This window comes from uncultured Halopseudomonas sp. (assembly GCF_963977355.1).
Taxonomy (GTDB): domain Bacteria; phylum Pseudomonadota; class Gammaproteobacteria; order Pseudomonadales; family Pseudomonadaceae; genus Halopseudomonas.
In genome coordinates, this window is record NZ_CAXBOV010000017.1 from 77,997 (window position 1) to 100,023 (window position 22,027).

The window sequence follows — 22,027 nt, forward strand, 5'->3', positions numbered from 1 at the left end:
GATGAAATCCCGGGTCAGATTCCGCCCAGGCACAGGTACTTGATTTCCACGTACTCTTCGATGCCGTACTTGGAACCTTCACGGCCCAGACCCGAGGATTTCATCCCGCCAAATGGCGCTACCTCGGTTGAAATGAGTCCCGTGTTGATTCCAACCATGCCGTACTCCAGCGCCTCGGCTACCCGGAAGGCACGGCTCAGGTCACGGGCATAGAAATAGGCAGCCAGACCGAATTCTGTGTCGTTGGCCTGACGAACCACATCGGCTTCGTCGTTGAATCGGAACAGTGGTGCCAGAGGCCCGAAGGTTTCCTCACGTGCCACCAGCATGCTGCTGTCGATATCCGCCAGGACCGTGGGCTCAAAGAAAAAGCCGCCCAACTCATGGGGCTGACCGCCGACCAGTACGCGTGCACCCTTGCTGGTGGCGTCTGCAAGATGCTGCTGCACCTTGTTTACGGCGGCCGCATTGATCAACGGGCCAGTAGTCACGCCATCGTCGGCACCATTACCGACCTTGAGCTTGTTTACCGCGGCAACCAGCTTCTCGGCAAAAGCGTCGTACACGCCATCCTGCACATAGATGCGGTTAGCACAGACGCAGGTCTGTCCGGCATTGCGATATTTGGAAATCATCGCGCCTTCGACTGCCGCATCCAGATCAGCGTCATCAAACACGATAAAAGGTGCGTTACCGCCCAGTTCCAGAGAAAGCTTTTTCAGCGTCGGCGCGCATTGCTCCATCAGCTTGATGCCCACACCAGTGGAGCCGGTAAACGACAGCTTGCGTACTATCGGATTGGCGCACAGCTCACCGCCGACGGCTATGGACTGTTCAACGTCCGCCGTTACCACGCTCAACAAGCCAGCGGGCAGGCCGGCCTGTTCGGCCAGCGCAACCAGCGCCAATGCCGAGAAGGGAGTCTGAGGTGCAGGCTTGAGTACCATCGCGCAGCCGGCCGCCAGAGCGGGCGCCGCCTTGCGAGTTATCATGGCGGCCGGGAAGTTCCAGGGCGTAATGGCTGCGGTAACGCCTACCGGCTCTTTCTGCACGATGATGCGTTTGTCCGCCTGATGGCCGGGAATGGTGTCACCGTAGATACGCTTGGCTTCCTCGGCAAACCACTCGATAAAGGAGGCCGCATAACCAACCTCTCCGCGCGCCTCGGCCAGTGGCTTGCCCTGCTCGGCAGTCATGATCTGCGCCAGGTCTTCCTGGTGCGTCATCATCAGTTCGAACCACTTGCGCAACACTGCGGAGCGCTCCTTGGCAGTGCGCTTGCGCCACGCTGGCTGAGCTGCCCTTGCGGCCTCAATGGCCCTGCGGGTTTCCGCAGCGCCCATGTTTGGCACACTCCCCAGACGCTCTGAGTTGGCCGGGTTGAAAATCTCGGTACGCGTACCGTTGTCAGCTTCGCACCAACGCCCGTCGATGTGGGCTTGCTGACGGAAAAGCTCTGGGAATTGCAGTTGCATGTGGGCTCCTTGCAGGGTAAAGCGTGACGGCAGGCGTAACGCATTTACAACATAGATGTTTGAAATTTCAAACATGCTAAGGCGCGCGAAGGGAACAGGCAATAGGGCTGAAAAAAAAAGCTGGTGGGCGTTGTGGCGATTGAATTAACCACGAGACAGAAGAGTCAGGGGAGACAGATTCGAACAGGCTTCCATGCCCATTTCGACTCAATAGAGCGTTACCGATGTGAACCCGGCGATGGAGTCAGGCCGCTGTCTCGCTATCGAACAGCTCTGCCGGACCATGTTGATCCGCTTCGAGCAGACCCGCAACGCGCTGCAAACTGGCGAGCAGCATCAGTTGCTCCCAATCTGCCAGCTTGCCGAATCGATCCAGGAACTCGGCTGGCAATAACGCAGGCTCGGACTGGATTGCATCCACCCCTTTGGCGGTCAATGCCAGATGCACCTTACGCTTGTCGCTCTTGCTGCGGATTCGCTGAAGCAACTCTCGGCTCTCGAGGCGGTCGATGATGGTGCTGAGAGTCGCCTGGGAAACGCTGACACGTTTCGCCAGATCGCCCAGAGTGCCTTCGCCCATCGCTTTGATGCTGTGCATGATCAACAGCTGAATGGGCGTCAAGCCACTGTGACGGCCCAGGCGTTTAGCGTGTATCTCGCTGGCCCGCTGCAGACGGCGCAGGGAAAGATAGAGGTCGTGCATCATGTACATGTTTGGCTCCCGGCTGCACCCGAAACGGAATGCATTTTGCCATAAAGTCTAAATATTACAGTAGTAATCAATTATGCCGATCTTTAAAAACCATAATTTGCTTTAAGCGCCCCAAGACGTTTCAGAATGGGCCGCGAAGAGCTTAAAGCAGATCCAGAGTACCGCAGAATTACTTTTGGATCAAAGTAGTCCAGCACTTAAAGGTCAATCGTTAAGTAAATAGCCCCAACCAGGACCAGCTCCTCAATTGCACAAGGGCAAAAAGCACGATAAGCACAGGAAGACATATATGTCCTGATAGGACCTGGTGCCGATTCAACCGATATATAGCCGAACGCTTTGTTAACTGGGCCTCGCGCAACTGCCCAGGCAAAGCCTTGACTCAATATTCCGGGAACTGCATGGCAGTCTGAGTTCAAACCGGCCGCGGCGCAGGCCTATACTGCCGTCAGCATCATCTTCGGTAGCCAGAACCAGTCAAAAACGATAAAAGCGGCCTTATGATAAAAACCTTCCCGACCAAGCTGAGCGCATGCGCCACAGCCCTAAGCTGCCTGTTCCCGACACTCTCTCTGGCACAGGATTCACCCCTCAGTCTACCCGCACAGGTGGTTCTCGGTAGCGAGGCAGCCGAGCAGGATACGCGTGTTCCCCTGGCCCGCAGCACCGTCAGCGGCAACCAGATCAGCCCGCAAAGCCTCGGCGCCAACCTCTCCGAAACCCTGCAACGAGTGCCCGGCATTGTTGCCGCCAACCGTCAGAACTACGCCCAGGACCTGCAAATATCCTCCCGCGGCTTCGGCGCGCGGGCTCAATTCGGCGTAAGAGGTGTGCGGCTGGTACAGGATGGCATCCCGCTGACCATGCCGGACGGCCAGGGTCAGCCATCGCTGTTCGATCTGGACGGCATGCAACGCATCGAAGTGCTGCGCGGTCCGCTGACCACCCTGTACGGCAATGCCTCGGGGGGCATTATCCAGGGCTTCACCGATGAAGGTGCCTTTTACCCGACGCTGGAAAATCGTACCGCGATAGGACCGGATAACCTGCGCCGCTCAAGGCTGCGCTACGGCGGTCAGCATGGCGATTTGAATATTGCCGCCAACATTTCGCGCCTGGAAACCGACGGCTACCGGGACCATAGCGAAACGCGCCGCGACATTGCCAACCTGCGCCTGGGCTGGGATATCGATGACGCTTCCAGCCTCACCCTGTTGATCAACAGCCTCGACCAGCCTGAAACCCAGGACCCGCTAGGATTGACCAAGGCGCAGGTGCGTGAAGACCGGCGTCAGGCTGTAGCTGGAACCCAGACCTTCGATACCCGCAAAACCGTAAGGCACAACCAGGCCGGATTGAATTACCAAAGGCGCCTGGGCAATGACGACAAGCTAACCCTGATGGTCTACGGCGGCGAGCGCTATGTGGAGCAGTTTCTTGCATTCCCCGGGGGCGGCCAATTTTCCGGCGGCGGCGTTATCGAACTGGATCGTCGCTTTGGCGGCGGCGAGCTGGGTTGGCAACGCGAGACGCAACTGTTCGGTCTGCCGGTTGAACTGGCTGCGGGCCTGACCTACGACTACCAGGGCGAGCAACGCAACGGCTTCGTCAACGACTTTGGCGACAAGGGGCCTCAGCAGCGGGACGAATTCAATACTGTCGACAGCCAGGAAGCCTATCTGATCAGTACCTGGCAGCTCGATCCACGCTGGACACTGACCGCCGGCCTGCGCCACAGCCGGGTGGAGTTCGAGTCCGAGGATGATTATCTAGCCGACGGTCAGGACGACAGCGGCGGAGTGGACTATCGCCAGACCAATCCCGCACTAGGATTGAGTTATCAGTTGAGTCCGGCATTGACGGTTTATGCGGCGCTTGGTCAGGGCTTTGAAACACCGACCTTCCAGGAGCTGGCCTATCAGCAACAGGGCAGCGGTCTTAATTTCGGCCTGCAGCCCGCCGAGTCACGTAATGCCGAGGTCGGTCTGAAGCTGCGCCGTGAACAGACGCGCATCAACCTCGCCCTGTTCCATAGCCGCGTCAAAGACGAGATCGTCACCGGTCCTGACCAGGTGAGCACCGGTCGCAGCACCTTCGTCAATGCTGGCCAATCTACCCGCCGAGGCGTCGAGCTCTCCGTTGAGCAGGGTTTCGACCACGGCATCGAAGCTTACCTGGCCTACACCCTGCTTGATGCTCGCTTTGACAACTACACGACTAGCGGCGGCGAAGACCTCTCCGGCAAGAACCTGCCCGGCGTACCCCGTCACAGTCTGTTCGCCGAACTGAGCTGGCAGCCCCCGGGGACCGGTTTTATCACCGCGCTGGAAGCCCAGTCACTGAGCGAGCGTTATGCCACTGATGACAATCAGAACAGCGCCTCCGGTTATGCCGTGTTCAACTGGCGCGCCGGTTACACGCATGAGTTTGGCAACTGGACAGTCGATCCCTTCGTCCGCATAGACAACCTGGGAGACAAGGAATACATCGGCTCGCTGATCGTTAACGGCCCAGGCGGTCGATACTATGAACCCGCCCCTGACCGTCAATGGCTGGTGGGCCTCGGCGTGCAGTACCAGTGGCGCTAGCTCGAGATGGCCGGGTTTCACCCCGGCCAGCTTATTAGCAACGAAATTCAATATATTTGACAAAATTTGGCTTTATTGCGGCTGACAGGGTTTTTCGTTTGTTATTTTTGACATAAGATCGATCTACACTCTGCCAAGTACTCCGCTCAAGCAACGCCAGGACGACCCCATGAACAGCATTTATACCCCCGCCAGTCAGCAGGACCTCAGTCTTGAGGAATTCTGGATGCCCTTCACTGCCAACCGCCAGTTCAAGGACCGTCCGCGCCTGCTCGAAAGCGCTGAGGGCATGTACTACACAGACGTAGAAGGCCGACAGGTAATTGATGGCACCTCCGGGCTCTGGTGCTGCAACGCCGGCCACGGGCGCAAGGAAATCGCCGAAGCGGTCAGCAAGCAGATCGCCAAAATGGATTTCGCCCCGACCTTTCAGATGGGCCACCCGCTGCCATTCCAACTGGCCGAGCGACTGGTGGAGCTAGCTCCCGAGGGTCTGAACCGGGTGTTCTTCACCAACTCGGGCTCCGAGTCGGTGGACACAGCATTGAAGATTGCCCTGGCCTACCACCGCGCCCGCGGCGAGGGCACTCGCACCCGGCTAATCGGTCGTGAACTGGGTTATCACGGCGTCGGATTCGGCGGCATATCGGTCGGCGGTATGGTCAACAACCGCAAGGCCTTTGGTGTACAACTGCCCGGTGTCGACCACTTGCCCCACACCCTGGACCTGGAGCGCAACGCCTTTACCCGTGGCCTGCCGAAACACGGCGTCGAATTTGCCGACCATCTCGAGCGTCTGGTTAACCTGCACGGCGCGGAGAACATCGCTGCCGTCATAGTCGAACCCATGTCAGGGTCCGCCGGGGTCATTCTGCCGCCCCAGGGCTACCTCAAGCGCTTGCGTGAAATCACTGAAAAGCACGGCATCCTGCTGATATTCGACGAGGTGATCACCGGCTTCGGCCGCGTCGGTTCGCCTTTCGCTTCACAGCGCTGGGAAGTCACGCCGGACATCATGACCACGGCCAAGGGCCTGACCAATGGCGCGATCCCGATGGGCGCGGTGTTCGCCAGCGACAAGATTCAGGATGCGTTCATGCATGGCCCCGACGGCATCATCGAGCTATTCCATGGCTATACCTATTCAGGCCACCCGGTAGCAGCAGCGGCAGCGCTCGCGACGCTGGACATATATGCTCGCGATGGCTTGCTGACGCGTATCCGGGATCTGGAAATCTATTGGCAGGAAGGACTGCACAGCCTCAAAGACCTGCCCAATGTGATCGATATTCGCAACACCGGCATGGTCGGCGCGGTACATCTTGCCAGCCGAGACGGCGCGCCCGGAAAACGTGGCTACGATGTATTCGAGGGCTGCTTCTGGGACGGTCTGATGGTACGCAACAGCGGTGACATCATCGCCATGGCGCCGCCGCTGATTGTCGAAAAGAGCCATATCGACCGGATCATCAATACCCTGGGTGACGTCCTTCGGCGAACGCCATAATCGCCAGACGCACACTCGGAGATTAATAGGGTGTGCTGGATCAGCTATGGCGGACCGTCGGTGGCAGGGATGCCACCGTCGAGCTACAGGGATGTACTTGCTGCGTGTCCGCAATGGCTGGTACAGCACGCCGCAGCACACTGTTTCGAACAAATACGACCTACATACTTTTTATAGCACCGGTGACCCAATGACCCTGCAACTGACTCACTTTATCAATGGCAAGCGCACCGCCCCCAGCGAGCGCACTCAGCCCCTCTTCGAACCCGCTACGGGCGAGCAGCGCGGCAGCGTCTCCCTGGCCAACGTCAGCGAAGTTGAACAGGCCATCGCGGTCGCCAAGGCAGCGCAGCCAGCCTGGGCAGCCACAACGCCCCTGAACCGTGCACGCGTGCTGTTCAGGTACAAGGCGCTGGTCGAGGCCCATGCCGATGAGCTGGCCGAGCTGATCACCCGCGAACACGGCAAGGTATTCGACGATGCCAAGGGTGAGCTGACCCGCGGCCTGGAAGTGGTGGAGTTTGCCTGCGGCATCCCACACCTGCTCAAGGGCGAGCATACCGAGCAGGTTGGTGGCGGTGTTGATGCCTGGTCGGTCAATCAGCCACTGGGCGTATGCGCCGGTATTGCACCGTTCAACTTCCCGGCGATGGTGCCCATGTGGATGTTTCCGATCGCCATCGCGTGCGGTAACACCTTCATCATGAAGCCGTCGGAGAAGGATCCCAGCGTGCCCATGCGCCTGGCCGAACTGCTCACTGAAGCCGGTCTGCCCGATGGCGTGATGAACGTGGTCAACGGCGACAAGGAAGCGGTCGACGTATTGCTTACCCATCCCGACGTACAGGCCGTCAGCTTCGTGGGTTCAACCCCAATTGCTGAATATATCTACGCCACCGGCTGTGCCCACGGCAAGCGTGTGCAGGCCCTGGGCGGCGCGAAGAACCACATGCTGGTGATGCCCGATGCTGATCTGGATCAGACCGTCAACGCCCTGATGGGCGCCGCCTACGGCAGTGCTGGCGAGCGTTGCATGGCTATTTCCGTCGCGGTCGCAGTAGGCGATGAGGTCGCTGATCGCCTGGCTGCGGCACTGGCGCCCAAGGTCAAGGCGCTGAAAATTGGTAATGGCCTGAGCGCCGGGATGGAGATGGGGCCGCTGGTGTCAGCTCAGCACCGTGACAAGGTTCGTGGTTATATTGACCAGGGCGTAAGCGAAGGTGCCGAGCTGGTGGTCGATGGCCGCAACGTCAGCGTGCCCGGCCTGGAAGGTGGCTTTTTCATGGGCGGCTGCCTGTTCGACAGGGTAACCGCAGACATGACCATCTACCGCGAAGAGATCTTTGGACCCGTGCTGTGCATTGTGCGCGTACCCGATTACGCCACTGGTGTGAAGCTGATCAATCAGCACGAATACGGCAACGGCACAGCGATCTTCACCCGCGACGGCGACGCGGCCAGGCAGTTCTGCAACGAGATTCAGGTTGGCATGGTTGGCGTCAATGTGCCGATTCCGGTACCCATGGCCTTCCACAGCTTCGGCGGCTGGAAGCGATCACTGTTCGGTCCGCTGCACATGCACGGCCCCGATGGTGTGCGCTTCTACACCAAGCGCAAGGCGATCACCTCCCGCTGGCCGACCGGCATCCGCGCTGATGCCGAATTCAGCATCCCGACCATGAAGTAGTGCTTTCTGTTCTTGCCGGACCGACCCTGGCACAGGGTCGGCAGCGCCTGATGCCGGCGCCAATAGCCTGGAGAAATACCCATGCCTATCAACAACATCATTGATTTTGCCACCGCGCCCACCGAGGCCGAGCACTACCGGCCGGCCCCCGAAAAAGTACGCTCCGGCGATCCGGCGCAATCGGTATGCAACCACTACAGCAGCCCTTGCGGCCAGTTCTCCAGCGGCACCTGGGAGTGCGTCCCGGGTCACTGGGAGGTGAGCTACAGTGAACACGAGTACTGCGAGATACTCGAAGGCGTATCCATCCTGCACGACGATCAGGGCGGTAGCCGCAAGCTGGAAGCGGGCGATCGCTTTGTTATTCCTGCCGGTTTTGTCGGTAGCTGGGAAGTGATCGAGCGCACTCGCAAGGTGTACGTGATCTTCGAGCCCGCAACCAGCTGAGGCGCATCAAACAGAAGGCCACACCCCTTCAGCAGGAAATCGCCATGGTCTAAAAGTGACCCAGCGGTTACAGTTCTCGTCAGCATAAGCATTCGAAGAACACACCAGCGTCCTGGTTGGCAATCTGCCGCCAGAGCTGCCCGCCGCGAGCGGGCACAGGCGCCTGGTACCTGTCAGGAGTCATGCCAGATGTCGCGTTTGCCGGTCATAGTCGGATTTGGTGGCTACAACGCCGCCGGTCGCAGTTCCTTCCACCATGGATTTCGCCGCACGGTGATTGAATCCCTGCCCGTCGACGAGCGCCAGGAGACCCTGGCCGGTCTGGCGGTATTGATGAAACTGGTGCGTGTCGAGAACGATCAGTATCTCGATACCGACGATCAGCCACTGACCCCAGCCGATATCGAGACCCGTTTTGGCGAGCAAATATTGGAAGGCACCTTGGTAAGGCGTATCGAAAAACGCCACCTGGATGTCGATGCCGCTCATTGGCAAAAAAACCTGACAATCACCGGTGAAGCAGGCAAACCCTTCTCCTTTATCACCCTTGCCAAGCAACTCCCCGAGCCGCTACCTACCGACTGGGTTATCGAGCCATTGAACGATACCGAGGTAATGGTCACGGTATACGACGGCTGTGACATCAAGGTGGATAGCTACCGCTCGCTACCGGTGAAGTCCGCAGGACAATTGCCCAGCGGCTTTGAGCCCTCCGAGCATTACGCCTCGCGTTTCCACCCGCGCGGCCTGCAAATGACCATCGTCGCGGCGACCGATGCGCTTCGCTCCAGCGGACTACCCTGGCAACGCATTGTCGACAGCGTCCAGCCCGACGAGATCGCCGTGTTCGCCAGTAGCGCCATGAGCCAATTGGACGAAAACAGTTTCGGCGGCTTGATGCAGTCGCGCCTCAAGGGCAACCGAGTCAGCGCCAAACAACTGGCCCTGGGCCTGAACAGCATGCCGGCGGATTTCATCAACGCCTACATTCTCGGCAGTGTCGGCACCACTGGCGCCATTACCGGGGCCTGCGCGAGCTTTCTGTACAACCTGCAGAAGGGCACCGAAATGATCACCAGCGGCCGTGCCCGCGTCGTCCTGGTGGGCAATGGTGAGGCGCCCGTCACCCAGGAGTGTATCGAAGGCTATGGCGCGATGGGCGCCCTGGCGACCGAGGACGGACTGCGCAATATCGAAGGCAAACCCGACGTCGACTTCCGCCGGGCAAGCCGCCCCTTCAGTCACAACTGCGGCTTCACCCTGGCCGAGTCAGCGCAGTTCTTCCTGTTGATGGATGATGAGCTCGCGATGGAACTGGGGGCTGACATCCATGGTGCAGTGCCCGATGTGTTCATCAATGCGGACGGCTTCAAGAAATCCATTTCCGCACCGGGGCCGGGCAACTATCTGACCATGTCCAAGGCCATTTTCAGTGCCATGCAGATCGTCGGCGAAGAGGGCGTGCGCAAGCGCAGTTTCGTCCACGCCCATGGCTCGAGCACCCCGGCCAACAGAGTTACGGAATCAGAGTTGCTCGACCGTGTGGCCGGCGCTTTCAATATCAGCGACTTGCCGCTCACTGCAGTCAAAGCCTATGTCGGGCACTCCCTGGCCAGCGCCAGTGCCGACCAAATGGCTTCTGCGCTGGGCACCTTCAGATATCAGATCATCCCCGGCATCAAGACCATTGACGCCGTTGCCGACGATGTCCACTGCGAACACCTGAGGATCAGCACCCGCGACGCGAGCAGGGCCGACGATCCACTGGAAGTCTGTTTTATCAATTCCAAGGGCTTTGGCGGTAACAATGCCAGCTGCGTAGTGTTGGCGCCCAGCGTAGTCGAGCGCATGCTGCACAAGCGTTATGGCAACGCCGCCTATGCCGACTACTGCGAACGGAGGGAAAACACCCGCGCAGAAGCTCGGGCCTACGATCAGAAGGCGCTCAAGGGTCAGCTCGATGTCATCTACAATTTTGGCGAGAATATGATCAACGACAGCGAGATTCAGCTAGGTGATGCGCAAATCCGCATCCCGGGCTTCTCTCAGCCCCTGGTGTTTCGCAAGGATGATCGCTTCAAAGACATGCTCTGAACTGAGGATTCTCATCCCCGGCCACTGCCGGGGATGAGCTACAGCATCAACGTTTGGCGCGGGCAGCAGCAATAAACGCTGCCATCTCGGCGTTCTTGTCCGCTTCGACTTTCTGCACATTCGGGTTTTCGGCCAGCTTGGCCTGTAGCGCACGCGCTTCAGGCAGGTCCGCCAGCAGATCAAGACCAAAGAGTTTCTTCGCCACGGCGCTGGCCAGATCGATACTGTAGATGAACATCAGATCGGCTATGGTCATCTCGCTGCCAGCCACATAAGGCGCAAACTTGGCGTGGCGCTTGAGCGCAGCAATACCACCAAGCAGATCAGCCTTGGCCTTGTCTTTCACCTGCTGATCAACCTTCCCACCAAAGAACACTTCCGCGTAACAGCTGCGCGCAGGCAGCTCGATATACAACTCGATTTCCTTGGTCAGCGCACGCACGGTAGCGCGCTCGAAGGCATCCTTGGGAAGCAGTGCCTTGCCGCCCTGGGTTTCTTCGATGTACTCCAGAATCACGTTGGTTTCGCTGACAAAACCGTGCTCTGTTTCCAGGCTGGGCACCTTACCGCGCGGGCTGATGGCTAGAAACGCCTCATCCTGGCTGGGGTGCACCACGTTCACTTCGAAATCCACGCCCTTTTCGAGCAATGCCAGCTTGACCATATTGAAGTAGTTGCTGACGGCGAAACCGTGAAGTTTGAGCATGCAAAAGTCTCCTGCAGAGTGAATGTTGTTTTTCTGTGCACCCGTTTTAGCCCTGGCCCGACAAAATATCCAGTGGCATAAACCCGGTGAATGCGAACGCAGTGGCGATGCAACGACAGCGCAGAACCTGGTGACCATCAACAACTAAGATTGCCTATGCTTTTCACGCTCTTTTACGGCTAGACTGGGGACTGAACAACAAGAAGCTGAATCCATAGAAGAGGTAGCGACACAATGCTGAAACCCGATGAGATCACCGAAATCAACCTGCTTAACCAGTTCAATCTGGCTACCTCCAAGGAGGGCCTGAAGATCCACCGCCACGAAGCTGCACAGGAAGTCGTTGCTGCTGCCGAGCGTCTGCACTCCCGCGGACTGACCACTCAGCCCGATGGAGGCTACCTGACCAGCCTGGGTCTGGATGCGGCAGAACACAGCCAGGCGTTGCTGACGATTCTGCGCGCCGACTGAAAGTGGACCCGCGATCATGGCCCTGAGTGGAGAAATTCAGCCGCAGATAGCCGAAGGTATCGACCGCAAGGCACTGACCACCCTGCGCAAGCGCTTCATGGGAATCAACCACAGTCGCCTGCAGCGCGTGCTGCAGGCACTAGCCTCGCGCCAGTACAATGTCCTGCAACTCATACCTCTGCTGTTTGACGTCAACCATCCGCTCCTGCCCGGCTATGTTTCCCGTTCCACTCCCCACGGACTTGCTGGCTACGTTCCCGAGCCCAATGTATTGCACGGTGCCCAGGCGTTGACCCGTAGCTTCAGCTATCGCCGGCATCCCGCCGGCTTCACCGGTGACATCCATTCGTTATTTCTGATGGGCAGTGGCGGAACTATCGCCCAGTCCGATCAGAGCGACCTGGATATCTGGGTCTGCCACTCGCCAAACCTGGCCGCAGGGGCCGTCGCTGAGCTGGCGGCAAAATGTCAGTTGATCACCGACTGGGCAGCAACACAGAGTTGCGAGGCGCATTTTCATCTGGTCAATCCTGCGACCTTCAGTTTGGGCTACCGTGACAACGCACTGAGTATCGAGGACTGCGGAAGCACCCAGCATTACCTGTTGCTGGACGAGTTCTATCGCACTGCGATCCTGCTGGGAGGGCGCTATCCATTATGGTGGCTGGTCCCTGATTATGAAGAGAAGCATTACGTCGATTACACCCGACAGCTGATCGACAAACGCTTTATCCGCGCGCAGGAAAGCCTGGATCTGGGGCATATGGCGCGTATTCCAGCGGGTGAGTATGTCGGTGCCGGCCTCTGGCAGCTTTTCAAGGGTATCGAGTCGCCTTACAAATCGGTACTCAAACTGTTGCTGACCGAGGTCTATGCCAGCGAACACCCCGATGTGCGCTGCCTGAGCCTGGATTTCAAGCATGCGGTATATGCCAACCACCTGGATCTGGACGAGCTGGATCCCTATGTCATGCTTTATCGACGCATAGAGCGCTATCTGCTGAAACGTCAGGAAACCGAACGACTCGAGCTGGTGCGCCGGTGTCTTTACATCAAGGCTGACGTCCGTCTGAGTCGGCGCACCGGCGCCCTGGGCTGGAAGCGCAGCTTGATGGAGAAGCTGGTGCGTGAGTGGCACTGGGACACACGGCAACTGCAACAGATGGATAACCGTCAGGCATGGCGGGTTGGCGAAGTGACCCGCGAACGCCAGCAACTGGTCAGCGAGCTGACCCACAGTTACCGGTTTCTGTCCCAGTTCGGGCGCAGCAATGACGTGATAAACCAGGTCAACAGCCGCGACCTGTCCCTGCTCGGCCGCCGGTTATATGCTGCCTTTGAACGCAAGGCAGGCAAGATTGAGGTCATCAACCCGGGGATCGCCCCTGATCTAAGCGAACCCTTGCTGACCCTGGCGCAACGCAGCAGCGGCGGGCTGGAACAGAGCCGCTGGCATCTCTATCGCGGCACCTTGAGCCAACCGGAGTTGGCTGACCATGTACCGCTCAAATACACCCGACATCTGATCGAGCTGATCGCCTGGGCGCACCGCAACGGTCTGGTTGATGCGGCCACGCGTATCGCAGTGCACCCCGGTGACAGCGCGCTGAGCGAGTTCGAATTGAATAACCTCCTGGCGAGTCTGCGCCAGCAATTTCCTCTGCCGCTACCGGTACTGACTGAAACCGCGCTATCGCGTCCCAGCCAGCCGTGCCAGGCGCTGCTTTTGGTAAATGTGGGGCTCGACCCGCTCCCGGTCACCAGCCAGAAGAATGTGCATCTGATCAGCAGCCATACCGACGCCCTGGGTTACTCGGGACTGCGCGACAATCTGATTCTGAGTATCGACCAGGTCACTCTCAATAGCTGGAACGAGCTGCAGGTCAGCCGCTTCGAGGGTGAAGAGGCCTGTATCCAGGCCCTGTGCGACTACCTGAACAAGGCCCATGAACACCAGCATCGACCGGATCTGCAGGTGGTCTGTTTTTGCCGCAATCGCTCCAGCGCCATTGCCGAGCGGGTAGAACAGCTGTTCCAGGACGCTACTCGGCAATTGCTCGCCGAACCCCCGTCACGCTTTCTATTGCAGATACAGAACAGCTTCCAGATCCTTGAGCGCAAGGAAGGACAGATCGACATTACCCACCTGGCCGACCGGGAGCGGCTGATGCGCTACCTGGGCACTGGTCGCACCAGCTACAGCCCCCTGGCGCTGGACCGCTTCGCCTTGCAGGGACAGGACACCGCCCTGATGCTCCAGCAGGCCAGAGCCGGAGAGATCCAGGTCTTTTACCGCCTGCTACCGGACCGCCAGGCAGAGATAAGCGTGCTGGATGAGCTTGGCGCCCTGTGGCGTACCCGGCAGGCATGCCGTGACGAGCAGACACTACTGCTGCCGTTGCTGCGTTTTCTGCATAGCATCCGGCTGCGCAGACAGATCAACCAGAGCCTTGAGGTGAGCCTGCGCGAAGAACCCCTGTCGCTCTATGCAATACGCCCGGCCGCTGAGGGCTTGCCGCTACGGCTCGAGGCCCAGCGTGTGCCCAGCCAGGGTATTGAAACCGATTACTACGCGGTACAGGCGATTGCCGAGCCCGGCAATGACCAGAGCCTGAAGGTAAGCATTTTCTGCGGGCAAAAGGAATTTTCCGAACTCGACCACGACGCCGATCTGTTTAGCGCGGCAGCGCGACACATTCTCCATCAACGTGCTGGAACGGAAAACTATCCATGCTATATCACCGACCTGGACCTTTCTGCGGTCGATCCTGCGGGCAGCATGCAGACGGTGCATTACCTGCGTTACCGGCAACGACTCGAGGATGCGCTGAACGCGGCAATGGGGATTGCACGCAACTGATTACTGGCGAGGGGTGAGAAGGGCAGCGCGGCTCTTGAAACGTTTCTGGGCATTGTCGATTATTTGCAGCTGACGCTCATCGGTTGCTGCTGCCCATTCGAGGATTTCCGGCATCAGCCGTCCGCAGCCCAGGCACTGCTCGCCATCGAGACAGCACTTGCGCACACAGGGGGACGGCTGGCGACCGATTACTGACACCTATTCTTCCTCCAGATCCAGTTCCAGCTCTTCACCCGTCAGCTCATTGAGCAGTTGGCTCAGTACTATTTCCAGGGGCTCATCATCGCTATCGTGGAGCCAGCCCTGGTCCGGAAAATAGCCAAAATGCCGCGTCGAATCCGGCGCCGTGAGCCAGATCTCCCGCGAAGCCGGCTGACGCCCGACCACCAGTCGCGGGCCTTCGGCAAGGATCAGCACCAATGATCCGTCGATCACCTCCATATCCAGATCCAGATCGCTCGCGTCCAGCGCGTGCTCGATGCTGTCCTGCAACAAATCGACCTGACGGTTGAAATCTTCTTCGCTCAGTTCATGCATACCTGTTCTCTTCTCCGGTCATCCAGCGCCGGTTCGGATGCGTCAGACCGGGCGGCTGGGTATACTGCCGTATATTGCCTGTAATTCAACAAGGATTTCATTATGAAGCGTTCCATTGTCGTGCTTTTCGCACTTTTCGTTCTCGCTGGCTGCGGCCAGAAAGGCCCGTTGTACATGCCCGCCGAAAAAATCGACGAGCCACGCAACGAAGCCGAGGAAGCCATGATCCAGCAGCCCTCCGAGCGCTGATCGACTCATCCGCTGCCTCCCCGTATATCCGCAAACGAAGCCTATAACATGACAGCTTTTGACTACCGCAATGGCGAACTGTACGCCGAAGACCTGCCATTGTCTGATATTGCCGCACGCCACGGCACACCCTGTTTCGTCTACTCGCGCCACGCGATAGAACAGGCCTGGCTGGCCTGGGATCAGGCGCTGGCCGGCACTTCGCATCTGGTCTGTTTTGCTATCAAGGCCAATTCCAACCTGGCCGTGCTGAATACACTCGCGCGGCTGGGTGCAGGTTTCGACATCGTCTCAGGTGGCGAGCTGGAACGCGTACTCGCAGCAGGCGGCGAACCGTCGCGCATTGTTTTTTCAGGCCTGGGCAAAACGGCCGAAGAGATGCGCCGCGCCCTGGAGGTAGGCATCCACTGCTTCAACGTGGAATCCACCGCCGAACTGGAACGCCTGCAGACCGTCGCCGCAGAACTGGGCGTACAGGCGCCCGTATCGCTGCGGGTCAACCCCGATGTGGACGCGATGACCCACCCGTACATCTCGACCGGTCTGAAGGAAAACAAGTTCGGAATCGATATTGCCCGCGCACCCGAAGTCTATCGGCGCGCTGCCGAGCTGCCGAACATTGACGTCCGCGGTATCGACTGCCACATCGGCTCCCAGTTGACCGACGACACGCCCCTGGTCGATGCTCTCGACCGCTTGCTCGCCTTGGTCGACCAGCTGGCTGCAGAAGGCATACATATTAAGCACCTGGATCTGGGCGGCGGACTTGGGGTGACCTACCGTGATGAAACGCCGCCCTCACCGGCCGAGTATCTGACCAAGGTAAAAGCACATCTGGGTGACCGTGATCTGACTCTGCTGTTCGAGCCAGGGCGTTCCATTGTGGCCAATGCCGGCGTACTGCTGACCCGAGTGAATCTGCTCAAGCCGACCGAACACAAGAATTTCGCCATTATCGACGCGGCAATGAACGACCTGATTCGGCCAGCGCTGTACAGTGCCTGGATGGGTATCGACGCCGTGCACCCGCGTACTGATGTGGCTGCGCTGCAATGGGATATTGTTGGTCCAGTTTGCGAGACTGGCGACTTCCTGGGCAAGGACCGCGAGCTTGCCCTGGCCGAGGGAGACCTGCTGGCCGTGCGCTCGGCCGGAGCATACGGCTTCGTGATGAGTTCGAACTACAATACTCGCCCGCGTGCCGCAGAGGTAATGGTCGATGGCGGCCAGTGCCATCAGATCCGCCGCCGTGAAACCCTCAGCGAACTCTTCGCTGGGGAATCTCTGTTACCCGAGGCCTGAGATGCTGCTGCGATTCACCAAGATGCACGGGTTGGGTAACGACTTCATGGTCATTGACCTGGTCACCCAGCATGCCCAGCTCAATCCACGGCTCATCCGCCAGTGGAGTGACCGCTACACCGGCATCGGTTTCGACCAGTTGCTGGTAGTGGAACCACCGGGCGATCCGGATATGGATTTCCGTTATCGCATCTACAACGCCGACGGCAGCGAAGTGGAGCAGTGCGGTAATGGCGCACGTTGCTTCGCCCGCTTCGTACTGGACAAGCGCTTGACCGCCAAGACTGATATCCGGGTCGAGACTGCCGGCGGCCCTATCGCATTGAGTGTCCAGACAGACGGCCAGGTAACCGTCGACATGGGGCCACCCCGGTTCGTGCCAGCGCAGGTTCCGTTCCAGGCTCAAGTTGAATCGCTTACATACGAACTGGCCGTTGAGGATCAGATTCTGCAGGTCGCCGCAGTATCCATGGGCAACCCGCATTGCGTGACCCTGGTTGACGACCTTAACACCTACCCGGTGAACCAACTGGGCCCCCTGATCGAGCGTCATAATCGCTTTCCCAACGGGGTCAATGCCGGCTTCATGCAGCTGATCGACCGCCACAACGCTCGCCTGAGAGTGTTCGAACGCGGCGTTGGCGAAACCCGTGCTTGCGGCACTGGCGCCTGCGCGGCGGCCGTCGCGGGGATTCGCATGGGCCACCTGACCTCTCCGGTGTGCATCGAACTGCCCGGCGGGAACCTGCAGATCGAGTGGGCCGGACCCGGCGAACCGGTGATGATGACCGGCCCAGCTACCCGTGTTTTCGAGGGACAGATACGCCTATGACCGACAAGCCTGCACATCCGACTCAACTGCTCGATGCCCATACGGTCGCCGAGTACTTGCGCCAACATCCGGCGTTCTTCGCCGAATACGACGACCTGCTGCCGGATCTGATTATCCCGCACCAGTCCGGCCAGGCAGTCTCCTTGGTAGAAAGGCAGGTCAAACTGCTGCGCGAGCGCAATATCGACGTGCGACACCGCCTGGGACAACTTATGGATGTCGCCCGGGAAAATGATCGCCTGTTCGAGAAAAGTCGTCGCCTGATACTCGATCTGCTGGAAGCCCAGAGCCTGGAACAGGTCATCGCCAGTATCGAGGACAGTCTGCGCGACGACTTCCAGGTGCCCTTTGTCAGCCTGATCCTGTTCAGCGAAGCCCAGCGCTTCCCCAATGCCCGCACCGTGAGCCACGCCGAGGCCCGTGATGCTATCGGACACCTGCTCGACAGTGGCAAGACACTGAGTGGTGTGCTGCGCCCCAATGAACTGGCGTTTCTGTTCGGTGAGCAGGCCAACAACGTTGCCTCCACCGCGATCGCACCTATCCAGCATCAGGGCCTGCACGGCGTGCTGGCTCTGGGGAGCCGGGACGTCAACCATTACCGCAACGCTACCGGCACCCTGTTTCTGGGCTACATCGCCGATGCACTGGCCCGCGTACTCCTGCGCCAGCGCCCGGTAGCCGACGAAGTCAGGTCGTAGGGATGCACCCGAGCACGCTGCAGCCTGACCTTGAGGCTTTTCTTGGCCATTTGCAGCGCGAGCGGCAGCTTTCGCCACGTACGCTCGAAGCATATCGACACGACCTGGAGGGCCTGCGCGATTTCCTCGATGCACAAAAAATCGCCCGCTGGCCCGATATGGACGGGTCGCGCCTCAGGCTGTTCGTTGCCCAGCGGCACCAGGCCGGATTATCCGGACGCAGCCTGCAGCGCCTGCTCAGTGCGGTGCGCACCTTCTATCAGTACCTGATCCGCGAACGGCTGAGCAAGCACAACCCGGCACTGGACATACGTGCGCCACGCTCCCCGCGCAAATTACCGAGGGCTCTGGATGCTGACCTCACAGCCCAGCTACTGAATGACAACAGCGACGACGACTGGCTTCTGGTGCGCGATCACGCGATGCTCGAGTTGTTCTACTCATCAGGTTTGCGGCTTTCCGAACTGGCTGGACTGGACATGCATGAGCTTGATCTGGCCCAGGGAGAGGTCCGCGTGCTGGGCAAGGGCAGCAAGACGCGGCTGGTGCCTGTGGGGCGTATGGCACGTGAAGCCCTGCAACGCTGGCTCAAGGTGCGTACGTTGAGCAGTACCGCCGAGCAGGCTCTGTTCATTGGCCAACGGGGCCGACGCCTGACGCCCCGCGCCATTCAGTTACGCGTGCGCCGCTGGGGGGTCGCAAACATCGGGCAGAATCTGCATCCGCATATGCTGCGACACTCCTTTGCCAGTCATGTGCTGGAGTCCTCTGGAGACCTGCGGGCTGTGCAGGAGCTGCTCGGCCATGCGGACATCGGCACGACACAGATCTACACCCATCTGGATTTCCAGCATCTGGCCCAGGTCTACGACAAGGCCCACCCTCGCGCCAAGCGCAAAACGAGCGACTCATGATTCAACTTCTGACTTTCGATCTGGATAACACCCTTTGGGAAACCATGCCGGTAGTCCTGGCCGCCGAAAAAACGCTGCTACGCTGGTTTGACGAACATGCACCTCGTTTCACCCAGGAGCTCGACAGTGAGGCACGCAAAGCCTTGCGTCACGACGTGCTGGCAGCCGATCCAGACCTGCGCCACCGGGTAACCGCTTTTCGCGTGGCAGTTATGGAACTCGGCCTAAGGCGTGCGGGCTATGGGGAAGAGCAGGCGAAGGAATTGACTCAGAGAGGCTTCGAGGTGTTTCTGGAGGCACGCCATGCATTGGAGTTCTTTCCCCATGCAGAAGCCTTGCTGGATGAGTTAAGCAGAAAATACCAGTTGGCGACCATCTCCAACGGCAATGCCGACGTGCGCCGCCTGGGGCTGGAGCGCTACTTCAGTGTCATTGTGTCAGCCGACGAAGTGGGCTTGAGCAAACCCGATCCCGCGCCCTTTCTCCATGCCTTGGAGCGCGCTGGAGCCAAACCTGAACACACACTGCATATCGGCGATCATCCAGTGGATGACATCCAGGGTGCACAGGGCGTGGGACTGCACACCCTGTGGTTCAACCGCCTCATGCTGGACTGGCCGGATCAGCCGCGGCCCAGTGGTGAAGTGCAGTGCCTGAGCGAGATACCTGCCTGGCTGAGCAACTACAAACCCTGACAGCCCTGCCTACCTGAGCCTGGGTCGAAGCCCGGGACACACCCTCAGATCGGACGGCTGCCGTACTTGCCTTCAGGCTTCTTCGGCGGGTCGGCGACAACGTTGGCGCCGACTTCCTGAATTTTGCCGCCGCGTGCCATGAACTCTTCCATCTGGCGAGCAAGCATTTCCCGCTCCCGTTCCTTGGCTTCAAGTGACAGACCTTCCACTGCATCAGGTTGCGCTGCAGCCTTCTTGCGCGACTTGGCTACGGGCGCATCACTGTCCTCATCGTCGCCATCATCATGATCAGCGACTGGCAAATCATCAGTATCGTTCGAATCGTCGGCGTCGCTATCGTCCTCGCGCTCGATCTCGTCATTCTCTAAATCGTCGTCACTCATTCCAGCCACTCCAACGGTAAAAAACACGCTATTTATAGCCTAACGACAGAATTTGGCTAGGGGTGGCGAGATATTTTTTTATTTCACACCCGAGGATTGAAACTCAGGCCTGCGCACCACGGGTCAAGCGTTGCAATTGCTCCAGATCCGTCTGTACACCTGAGGTTTCACGAATCCTGGTCAGAATCTCACGCTTGAGCTGGATAAACGCAGGCTCGAGCTTCATATCCTGATGGCGCTCAGCCGGCAGCGGGACCTCGTAGATACTGTCGATGCGTCCCGGCCGCGGCGCCATCAGTACGATCCGACTGCCCAGGTAAATAGCTTCCTCGACATCGTGGGTAACGAACAGAATGGTGCTTTTTTCCAGCCGGTGCACATGGCGTATGAGGTCATGCATGACCTCCCGCGTCTGTGCATCGAGGGCGCCGAAGGGCTCATCCATCAGCATGATGTCCGGCCTGGGCATCAGTGCCCTGGCGATCGCTACCCGCTGCTGCATGCCACCCGACAACTGGCTGGGGTAGGCATCAGCAAAAGGCTGCAGGCCCATCAGACTGAGCAGTGCATCAGCCCTGCCGCTGGCGGTTTCGACATCGGACTGGCTGTAGACAGTGTCGGAAATCACCTTTAGCTGGCGGCAAAAGCGGATGTTCTGCATCACCGTCAGCCAGGGGTACAGGCTGTAGTGCTGGAACACCATGGCCCGGTCCACTCCGGGGCCGTCAATAGGTTGGTCGTGCAGCAGGATTTCGCCGCTGCTATGGGTCTCGAGGCCGGCGAGGATGCGCAACAGTGTGGACTTGCCACAACCGGAGGCACCGACAAAGGTAATGAACTCATTGGGACGCACATCGAGATTGACCTCAGACAGCGCCTGGATGTTCTGTTCACGGGTCTGGAAGGTCTTGCCGACGTCACGGATACGGATACATGGCTGGTCCATGGGTTTACCTCTTCTGCCAATGAAATGCGCGGCGACCGATCCAGCGGAATGCCTGATCGGTGAGCAAACCGATCAGGCCAATCAGCAGAATGCCGGCAAAGATCTTGTCGGTATGCATGTAGCGCTGGGCACGCAGGATGGCGTAACCAAGGCCCGAGTTGGATGCGACCAGTTCGGCGACCACCAGATAGGTCCACGCCCAACCGCAGGTAATGCGGAGGGTGTCCAGCAGGGCCGGGCGGGCGGAGGGCAGCACCACCAGACGAATGATCTCGCTACGGCTGGCACCCATCGTCTGCGCCGCCTCGATCTGCGCCATGGGTACGCGCCGGACATCCTCGGCAGCCATGAGAGCCATCTGAAAAAAAGTGCCTATGAAAATGATCAGGATTTTCGAACTCTCACCAATACCAACCCAGAGCATGACCAGCGGTATGAAGGCCACCGCCGGCATATAGCGGATGAAGTCGATCAATGGCTCCAGGGTGGCCTGCACCGGGCGGTAGGTGCCCAGATACAGTCCCAATGGCAGGGCAATCAGGGCCGAAATCAGAAACCCGACCATCACCCGATATACGCTGATGGCGGTATCGTTGAGCAGCCCCTCATCGGTACCCCAGTGCCAGAGCCGTTCGGCAACGGCTCCCGGCCCCGGCATGAACAGGGGGTCAGCAAAACCCATGAGGGTGTACAACCACCAGGCCACAAAGGGGGCAATAAGCCCGACAGCAGCCAATATGCCAGTGGTGCGACCACTCATGCTGCCGCGAATGACCCACCAGCGTGGACGACTCACACGGGAGGCAGTCACGGCCTTTTCCTCCGGAACAGGGGCCTGTGCATTCATGGGGTGAGCTCCTTTAATTGGGGTAATGGCATGCGATGCCAGCCACTGGCGGGTGGATATCCGCCAAGCGATGC

The 22,027-nt window shown here is 59.2% G+C and carries 21 protein-coding genes; 13 read left to right on the plus strand and 8 right to left on the minus strand.

Going from position 1 to position 22,027, the window contains the following annotated elements; genetic code table 11:
- Positions 1-14 precede the first annotated feature (14 nt).
- A complete protein-coding gene (gene gabD / locus AAC076_RS11140; protein ID WP_339845567.1) occupies positions 15-1,475 on the minus strand; it encodes an NADP-dependent succinate-semialdehyde dehydrogenase in 1,461 nt (486 codons plus the stop codon).
- Between the two features lie 244 nt (positions 1,476-1,719).
- Entirely contained in the window at positions 1,720-2,187 is a 468-nt protein-coding gene (locus tag AAC076_RS11145; RefSeq protein ID WP_339845569.1) for a MarR family transcriptional regulator, read from the minus strand.
- 500 nt (positions 2,188-2,687) lie between these two features.
- Here AAC076_RS11145 and AAC076_RS11150 point away from each other — a divergent pair, with 500 nt between their 5' ends.
- The 5 genes from AAC076_RS11150 to AAC076_RS11170 all read left to right on the plus strand — a co-directional run bounded on the left by AAC076_RS11150 (position 2,688) and on the right by AAC076_RS11170 (position 10,510).
- Positions 2,688-4,775: a TonB-dependent receptor gene (locus AAC076_RS11150; protein WP_339845571.1), complete on the plus strand. Its 2,088-nt coding sequence runs from the start codon at positions 2,688-2,690 to the stop codon at positions 4,773-4,775.
- Between the two features lie 169 nt (positions 4,776-4,944).
- Entirely contained in the window at positions 4,945-6,282 is a 1,338-nt protein-coding gene (locus tag AAC076_RS11155; protein ID WP_339845573.1) for an aspartate aminotransferase family protein, read from the plus strand.
- Between the two features lie 190 nt (positions 6,283-6,472).
- Positions 6,473-7,969 carry a CoA-acylating methylmalonate-semialdehyde dehydrogenase gene (locus AAC076_RS11160; RefSeq protein WP_339845575.1) on the plus strand — a complete coding sequence of 499 codons (1,497 nt, stop codon included), beginning with the start codon at positions 6,473-6,475 and terminating at the stop codon, positions 7,967-7,969.
- Between the two features lie 81 nt (positions 7,970-8,050).
- Positions 8,051-8,416: a cupin domain-containing protein gene (locus AAC076_RS11165; RefSeq protein WP_339845578.1), complete on the plus strand. Its 366-nt coding sequence runs from the start codon at positions 8,051-8,053 to the stop codon at positions 8,414-8,416.
- Between the two features lie 189 nt (positions 8,417-8,605).
- Entirely contained in the window at positions 8,606-10,510 is a 1,905-nt protein-coding gene (locus tag AAC076_RS11170; RefSeq protein WP_339845580.1) for a beta-ketoacyl synthase, read from the plus strand.
- A gap of 46 nt (positions 10,511-10,556) precedes the next feature.
- Here the strand turns inward: AAC076_RS11170 and AAC076_RS11175 are convergent, their stop codons facing one another.
- Positions 10,557-11,216 (minus strand): glutathione S-transferase, encoded by a 660-nt coding sequence (locus tag AAC076_RS11175; protein WP_339845583.1) that lies wholly within the window; start codon positions 11,214-11,216, stop codon positions 10,557-10,559.
- A gap of 234 nt (positions 11,217-11,450) precedes the next feature.
- Between AAC076_RS11175 and AAC076_RS11180 the strand changes: the two genes are divergently transcribed.
- Both AAC076_RS11180 and AAC076_RS11185 read left to right on the plus strand, forming a co-directional pair.
- The gene (locus tag AAC076_RS11180; protein WP_339845585.1) at positions 11,451-11,687 is read left to right on the plus strand and encodes a TIGR02647 family protein; all 237 of its coding nucleotides are present in this window, start codon (positions 11,451-11,453) and stop codon (positions 11,685-11,687) included.
- Positions 11,688-11,703: 16 nt separating this feature from the next.
- A complete protein-coding gene (locus AAC076_RS11185; protein WP_339845588.1) occupies positions 11,704-14,547 on the plus strand; it encodes a class I adenylate cyclase in 2,844 nt (947 codons plus the stop codon).
- Here the strand turns inward: AAC076_RS11185 and AAC076_RS11190 are convergent, their stop codons facing one another.
- Together AAC076_RS11190 and cyaY are read right to left on the minus strand one after the other, a co-directional pair.
- Positions 14,548-14,745 (minus strand): DUF1289 domain-containing protein, encoded by a 198-nt coding sequence (locus AAC076_RS11190; RefSeq protein ID WP_339845590.1) that lies wholly within the window; start codon positions 14,743-14,745, stop codon positions 14,548-14,550.
- Positions 14,746-15,084, minus strand: coding sequence for an iron donor protein CyaY (gene cyaY / locus AAC076_RS11195; RefSeq protein WP_339845592.1), 339 nt, complete (start codon positions 15,082-15,084; stop codon positions 14,746-14,748).
- 102 nt (positions 15,085-15,186) lie between these two features.
- On the opposite strand from cyaY, the gene AAC076_RS11200 reads away from it, so the two are divergent.
- The 6 genes from AAC076_RS11200 to AAC076_RS11225 are packed head-to-tail and all read left to right on the plus strand — an operon-like array spanning position 15,187 to position 19,777.
- Positions 15,187-15,333 carry a lipoprotein gene (locus AAC076_RS11200; protein ID WP_339845594.1) on the plus strand — a complete coding sequence of 49 codons (147 nt, stop codon included), beginning with the start codon at positions 15,187-15,189 and terminating at the stop codon, positions 15,331-15,333.
- Between the two features lie 48 nt (positions 15,334-15,381).
- Positions 15,382-16,635, plus strand: coding sequence for a diaminopimelate decarboxylase (gene lysA / locus AAC076_RS11205; protein ID WP_339845596.1), 1,254 nt, complete (start codon positions 15,382-15,384; stop codon positions 16,633-16,635).
- A 1-nt stretch (position 16,636) separates the two neighbouring features.
- Positions 16,637-17,467: a diaminopimelate epimerase gene (dapF, locus tag AAC076_RS11210; protein ID WP_339845599.1), complete on the plus strand. Its 831-nt coding sequence runs from the start codon at positions 16,637-16,639 to the stop codon at positions 17,465-17,467.
- Positions 17,464-18,168, plus strand: coding sequence for a DUF484 family protein (locus AAC076_RS11215; RefSeq protein WP_339845601.1), 705 nt, complete (start codon positions 17,464-17,466; stop codon positions 18,166-18,168). The genes dapF and AAC076_RS11215 overlap by 4 nt, the downstream gene beginning before the upstream one ends.
- 17 nt (positions 18,169-18,185) lie before the next feature.
- Entirely contained in the window at positions 18,186-19,082 is an 897-nt protein-coding gene (gene xerC / locus AAC076_RS11220) for a tyrosine recombinase XerC (RefSeq protein ID WP_339845623.1), read from the plus strand.
- Positions 19,079-19,777, plus strand: a complete 699-nt coding sequence (locus AAC076_RS11225; protein WP_339845604.1) for an HAD family hydrolase — start codon at positions 19,079-19,081, stop codon at positions 19,775-19,777. Before xerC ends, AAC076_RS11225 begins: the two co-directional genes overlap by 4 nt.
- Positions 19,778-19,821: 44 nt before the next feature.
- Here AAC076_RS11225 and AAC076_RS11230 read toward each other — a convergent pair whose 3' ends face one another.
- The 3 genes from AAC076_RS11230 to AAC076_RS11240 form a co-directional block, all read right to left on the minus strand.
- Positions 19,822-20,160 carry a hypothetical protein gene (locus AAC076_RS11230; protein ID WP_339845606.1) on the minus strand — a complete coding sequence of 113 codons (339 nt, stop codon included), beginning with the start codon at positions 20,158-20,160 and terminating at the stop codon, positions 19,822-19,824.
- Between the two features lie 103 nt (positions 20,161-20,263).
- On the minus strand, positions 20,264-21,106 hold the full coding sequence (locus AAC076_RS11235) for an ABC transporter ATP-binding protein (protein ID WP_339845609.1): 843 nt from the start codon (positions 21,104-21,106) through the stop codon (positions 20,264-20,266).
- A 4-nt stretch (positions 21,107-21,110) separates the two neighbouring features.
- Positions 21,111-21,953, minus strand: coding sequence for an ABC transporter permease (locus tag AAC076_RS11240; protein WP_339845612.1), 843 nt, complete (start codon positions 21,951-21,953; stop codon positions 21,111-21,113).
- Between the last annotated feature and the right edge of the window lie 74 nt (positions 21,954-22,027).

Coding starts and splice junctions, on each gene's coding strand:
- AAC076_RS11165 (WP_339845578.1), top strand. CDS start 8,051: ATGCCTATCAACAACATCATTGATTTTGCCACCGCGCCCACCGAGGCC.
- lysA (WP_339845596.1), top strand. CDS start 15,382: ATGACAGCTTTTGACTACCGCAATGGCGAACTGTACGCCGAAGACCTG.
- AAC076_RS11240 (WP_339845612.1), bottom strand. CDS start 21,953: ATGAATGCACAGGCCCCTGTTCCGGAGGAAAAGGCCGTGACTGCCTCC.
- AAC076_RS11160 (WP_339845575.1), top strand. CDS start 6,473: ATGACCCTGCAACTGACTCACTTTATCAATGGCAAGCGCACCGCCCCC.
- AAC076_RS11170 (WP_339845580.1), top strand. CDS start 8,606: ATGTCGCGTTTGCCGGTCATAGTCGGATTTGGTGGCTACAACGCCGCC.
- AAC076_RS11180 (WP_339845585.1), top strand. CDS start 11,451: ATGCTGAAACCCGATGAGATCACCGAAATCAACCTGCTTAACCAGTTC.
- AAC076_RS11200 (WP_339845594.1), top strand. CDS start 15,187: ATGAAGCGTTCCATTGTCGTGCTTTTCGCACTTTTCGTTCTCGCTGGC.
- gabD (WP_339845567.1), bottom strand. CDS start 1,475: ATGCAACTGCAATTCCCAGAGCTTTTCCGTCAGCAAGCCCACATCGAC.
- AAC076_RS11230 (WP_339845606.1), bottom strand. CDS start 20,160: ATGAGTGACGACGATTTAGAGAATGACGAGATCGAGCGCGAGGACGAT.
- AAC076_RS11150 (WP_339845571.1), top strand. CDS start 2,688: ATGATAAAAACCTTCCCGACCAAGCTGAGCGCATGCGCCACAGCCCTA.
- AAC076_RS11185 (WP_339845588.1), top strand. CDS start 11,704: ATGGCCCTGAGTGGAGAAATTCAGCCGCAGATAGCCGAAGGTATCGAC.
- AAC076_RS11155 (WP_339845573.1), top strand. CDS start 4,945: ATGAACAGCATTTATACCCCCGCCAGTCAGCAGGACCTCAGTCTTGAG.
- AAC076_RS11215 (WP_339845601.1), top strand. CDS start 17,464: ATGACCGACAAGCCTGCACATCCGACTCAACTGCTCGATGCCCATACG.
- AAC076_RS11175 (WP_339845583.1), bottom strand. CDS start 11,216: ATGCTCAAACTTCACGGTTTCGCCGTCAGCAACTACTTCAATATGGTC.
- cyaY (WP_339845592.1), bottom strand. CDS start 15,084: ATGCATGAACTGAGCGAAGAAGATTTCAACCGTCAGGTCGATTTGTTG.
- AAC076_RS11145 (WP_339845569.1), bottom strand. CDS start 2,187: ATGTACATGATGCACGACCTCTATCTTTCCCTGCGCCGTCTGCAGCGG.
- dapF (WP_339845599.1), top strand. CDS start 16,637: ATGCTGCTGCGATTCACCAAGATGCACGGGTTGGGTAACGACTTCATG.
- AAC076_RS11225 (WP_339845604.1), top strand. CDS start 19,079: ATGATTCAACTTCTGACTTTCGATCTGGATAACACCCTTTGGGAAACC.
- AAC076_RS11235 (WP_339845609.1), bottom strand. CDS start 21,106: ATGGACCAGCCATGTATCCGTATCCGTGACGTCGGCAAGACCTTCCAG.